Origin of the sequence: Arsenophonus sp. ENCA (assembly GCF_002287155.1) — a bacterium.
GTDB classification, from domain to species: Bacteria; Pseudomonadota; Gammaproteobacteria; order Enterobacterales; family Enterobacteriaceae; genus Arsenophonus; species Arsenophonus nilaparvatae.
Genome location: NZ_NHNG01000512.1, coordinates 1 through 4,014, shown reverse-complemented (window position 1 = coordinate 4,014; position 4,014 = coordinate 1). Strand labels below are relative to the sequence as shown.

General features: G+C 36.8%; 4 protein-coding genes and 1 pseudogene. 1 reads left to right on the top strand and 4 read right to left on the bottom strand.

Annotated features, from left to right (window positions below):
• Positions 1–342 precede the first annotated feature (342 nt).
• Together CBG25_RS13415 and CBG25_RS13410 are read right to left on the bottom strand one after the other, a co-directional pair.
• A complete protein-coding gene (locus tag CBG25_RS13415) occupies positions 343–1,113 on the bottom strand; it encodes an ABC transporter permease (RefSeq protein ID WP_290607235.1) in 771 nt (256 codons plus the stop codon).
• Entirely contained in the window at positions 1,110–2,054 is a 945-nt protein-coding gene (locus tag CBG25_RS13410; protein ID WP_290607233.1) for an ABC transporter ATP-binding protein, read from the bottom strand. The genes CBG25_RS13415 and CBG25_RS13410 overlap by 4 nt, the downstream gene beginning before the upstream one ends.
• A gap of 163 nt (positions 2,055–2,217) precedes the next feature.
• Here CBG25_RS13410 and can point away from each other — a divergent pair, with 163 nt between their 5' ends.
• The gene (can, locus tag CBG25_RS13405; RefSeq protein WP_290607231.1) at positions 2,218–2,871 is read left to right on the top strand and encodes a carbonate dehydratase; all 654 of its coding nucleotides are present in this window, start codon (positions 2,218–2,220) and stop codon (positions 2,869–2,871) included.
• Between the two features lie 58 nt (positions 2,872–2,929).
• On the opposite strand, the gene hpt is transcribed toward can, so the two are convergent.
• The gene (hpt, locus tag CBG25_RS13400) at positions 2,930–3,466 is read right to left on the bottom strand and encodes a hypoxanthine phosphoribosyltransferase (protein WP_290607230.1); all 537 of its coding nucleotides are present in this window, start codon (positions 3,464–3,466) and stop codon (positions 2,930–2,932) included.
• 115 nt (positions 3,467–3,581) lie between these two features.
• Positions 3,582–3,875: pseudogene (locus CBG25_RS13395) on the bottom strand (multicopper oxidase domain-containing protein); the annotation flags it as partial.
• Positions 3,876–4,014: the final 139 nt, after the last annotated feature.

Genomic DNA, 4,014 nt, shown 5'->3' with positions numbered 1-4,014 from the left:
ACTTGTCGATCGTCTGTTGGTGATACTGGTTTGCAAAGAGGTCATTCTTAATGGCGCTGCGTTTCTTCATGGTGGTTAGCTCAGTAGACCAGCTTCCGATAACTTTATCAGCAAAATCAAACTCGGCTTAGGTTTTTCGAGGTGCCCTTAAGCTGAATTTTTTTATTATTTTTATTTACGCCTGCCATACGACACACCATCATAAACTTTTACCATTATCTATAAAACTAACCAACATTATCAGAAAAAATAAAAACCATGACAGCAACATAAAGATAATGCAGCGGAAGCGCTAAAAAATAGCGCAATTCCTTATACATTTATCGCACTGTGCACTAGTAATTACGTTCTTAATCCTCGTCCTTTTTCAATTAAGTACCAAGTTATAGCATATAAGATAACAATGAAAATCACTAACACCGATAAGGTAATAGATAATTCAACATCGCTAATGCCAAGAAATCCATAACGTAACCCACTGATCATATAGACAATCGGATTAAGCTTAGATACCATTTGCCAAAATTCAGGCAAAAGTGACAAAGAATAAAAAACACCACCTAAATACGTTAATGGTGTTAAGACAAAGGTAGTAATAATACTAATATCATCGAATGTTTTGGCAAATATCGCGTTCACCAATCCAGCTAATGAGAATAAAATTGCTGTCATTAATACAGTAATAATTACCACCCATAATGAATAAATATGTAATGGGACAAAAAAGAGCGAAACCAGAGTGACCAAAAAACCAACCAATACCCCTCTAGCAACCCCACCGCCAACAAAACCAATTATCACAATATGGGTAGGAACTGGTGCAACCAGCAACTCTTCAATGCTTTTTTGGAATTTTGCACCAAAAAAAGAAGAGCAAACATTAGCATAAGCGTTAGTGATCACCGACATCATAATCAAGCCAGGAACAATAAACTGCATGTAATTCACGCCATCCATATTGCCAATTCTTGAACCAATTAAACTACCAAAGATAATAAAATAGAGTGACATAGTGATCACTGGTGGTAGTAAAGTTTGTACCCAAATACGCGCAAAACGTGTTATTTCTTTGATCCAGATGGTTTTCATCGCCACCCAGTAGAGGTGAGTCATCTATTTTCCCCTTGCTTTATCGATAGTGGATGCTGTTTATTCATTAAACCAACAAATAATTCCTCCAAACGATTTACCTTATTACGCATACTGGTTATCTGTATTCCTTGCTCAGAAAATTGGCTAAATAAACCATTCAGGCCTTGATCTCGAAATACATCGACTTCTAGTGTTGAAGTATCCACCAACCTGAATTTATAACCATCTAATGTAGGAATAGGACTCTTTGGCGCCAAATCAAAAATAAACGTCTCTGACTCCAACTGATTGAGTAGTTTTTTCATACTAGTATTCTCAATCAATTCTCCATATTGAATAATACCAATATTACGACATAACATTTCCGCTTCTTCCAGATAATGGGTCGTTAAAATAATGGTGGTGCCTTGCGCATTTAAAGTCTTTAAAAAACTCCACATTGAACGGCGCAGCTCAATATCGACCCCTGCGGTTGGCTCATCCAAAATTAATAACTTTGGTTGATGCATTAATGCGCGAGCAATCATTAAACGCCGTTTCATGCCACCGGAGAGATCTCGCGCAGGCTCATTACGTTTATTCCACAAAGCCAGTTGAGAAAGATACATTTCTGCCCGAGACAAGGCTAAGGAACGCGGAACCCCATAATAACCTGCTTGATTCAGCACTATCTGTAATACCGTTTCAAACGGATTAAAATTAAACTCTTGTGGCACTAGTCCCAATTGACGCTTAACATTCACCACGTCTTTATCGAGATCATAACCAAACACTCTCACTTTACCGCTCGTTTCATTGACTAATGAACTGATAATACCAATTGTCGTTGACTTACCCGCACCATTAGGTCCTAATAAGGCATAAAAATCACCTACCTCAACCTGTAAATCAATGCCGGTTAATGCTTTCACACCACCAGGATAGGTTTTTGTAAGCTGAAGCAGTTCTAAAGCATAAGTCATAAAAAACCTTTCTTATCTATTTTTATTCCATACATGATAATAAATCACACCATTAGCAATCTTTTTCAATTAAACTATAACTAACAGCTAGTAAATATTAAAAAATAAATTGATCTTGTATATGATTATTATCGCAGTTAAACATAACTAATCCACGTGAATTATGATGAAAAAAATTAAACAACTGTTTGAAAACAATCTACAGTGGTCAGAATCAGTAACCAAAGAAAATCCCTCTTTATTTAAAGAATTAGCAAAATTTCAAAATCCACATTTTCTGTGGATAGGCTGCTCTGACAGCCGGGTTCCGGCCGAAAAATTAATTAAAGCAGCACCAGGCGATCTATTTGTCCATCGCAATGTCGCTAATTTGGTGATACATACTGATTTAAATTGCCTATCTGTTATCCAATATGCTGTTGACGTACTAAAGGTTGAACACATTATCATTTGTGGTCACTATGGTTGTGGTGGTATTGAAGCTGCAATTGATAATACTGAACAGGGCCTAATTAATAACTGGCTACTGCATGTGCGTGATATCTTGTTTAAACATAGCTCAATTTTAGGTGAACTGGCTCCGCAAGAACGGGCAAATCGTTTATGTGAACTCAATGTCATCGAGCAAGTTTATAATCTTGGTCATTCAACAATAATACAATCTGCCTGGCGACGCAGCCAAAATGTCATCATTCATGGCTGGGTCTATGGTATAAATAATGGCAGAGTCAATGATCTTGATGTCACGGCTATTAGCCGTGAACAACTTGAACTCACTTATCGACAAACTATTGCTAAATTAAACCAGCCAAAATAAACACCGCAAAAAATCGAACATTAGTTCGATTTTTTCAGCCAATAAATAACACTACTGTTTAATCGTCTAGTAAAATAACATGCCCGATATAGGGTAAATGTCGATATTGCTGCGCATAGTCGATACCATAACCAACAACAAATTCATCTTGAATAGCATAACCAATCCATTCAACAGGAACCTCTACTTCACGTCGAGAAGGTTTGTCTAATAACGTACAAATAGCGACAGATTTAGGACCACGTAATTCTAGAATTTCACGGACTTTTTTGAGTGTATTACCAGAATCAATAATATCTTCAACAATCAGAACATGCTTGCCGCGAATATCTTCATCCAGATCCTTAATAATTTTCACATCGCGAGTTGAAGTCATCCCATTGCCATAACTTGATACCGTCATAAAATCGACTTCATGCGGGATATCAATTTTACGACATAAATCAGCCATAAAAATAAAAGAGCCTTTCAAAAGACCAACCAACACCAACTCATCTTGCAATGATTTATAATGTTTAACAATCTCTTTTGCCATCTCATCAATACGTTGTTTAACATCCGCTTCTGAGATCATGACTTCTACAATTTGTTTCATAACTTTAGGCATTAATGGAAGTAAAAACCGTAGATTCTAACATAAGGACAATAAAGACGCGATAAAATGCCCTCACTCAATATTGATTAACAACATAAATAAAATAGTTAATATCTTAGCTAACCGAAAAGCTGACCATCATGCCGGTATCTTCATGCTCTAACAAATGACAATGTGCCATATAAGGATGTGCCTGGGTTGCTACATGATCAAATTTTACTAGCACCTTACTGATATCGCCATCAACTCGTACAGTATCTTTCCATCCTTGTCGGTGAGGAGCCACAGCTTGACCATTCTCGCTAAGGATCCGAAATTGGGTTCCATGAATATGAAAAGGATGTAACATCATGTCACCACGACCGGAAATGAGCCAGAGTTCATATTGACCTTTAACGACATTAAATGCCAATTCATGCATTAAACTAGTTGCTGAATAGAGACTTGCATTTTTTGTCACGCTATTGAGAATAAAAAGAGGTTTAACTTAGAGAATAAAGGTTTGAAATGATCAACAAAGAGCGGCTGTTACGAGATAATCGTTTATG